Below are 252 nucleotides of genomic sequence, written 5' to 3'. Positions count from 1 at the left end.
TGCATGCGGCGATGCCGATGGCGCAGGCAATGTATGTCTTGCCTGTTCCGGTCGGTGCAAGGATGTGAATATTGGTCGGGTTTTCCCGCCAGTTGGTTGCTGCGATTCGTTTCAGCTGGCGCATGTTGATACCGCGTTGTTCTGCCCGGGTAATTTCAGCCAGGCTTGCATCCGGGTATCGGAATTGTGCCTGGGTGATGGCCTTGGCAATGTTGCGCTGTTGGCGTTGTGTGTAGGCTTCTTCGACTGCGG

Annotated in this window: 1 protein-coding gene; it reads right to left on the bottom strand. The window is 56.3% G+C overall.

Features of this window, described 5'->3' with window-relative positions; translation table 11 throughout:
* Positions 1–252 (bottom strand): ATP-binding protein (locus HMPREF3169_RS12600; protein ID WP_246815581.1); only part of this gene is annotated, 252 nt, incomplete at both ends.

This window comes from Corynebacterium sp. HMSC08C04 (genome assembly GCF_001807495.1).
GTDB lineage: Bacteria > Actinomycetota > Actinomycetes > Mycobacteriales > Mycobacteriaceae > Corynebacterium > Corynebacterium simulans.
Note: the sequence above shows the minus strand (reverse complement) of the source record. Positions and strands in the feature narration are given on the sequence as shown.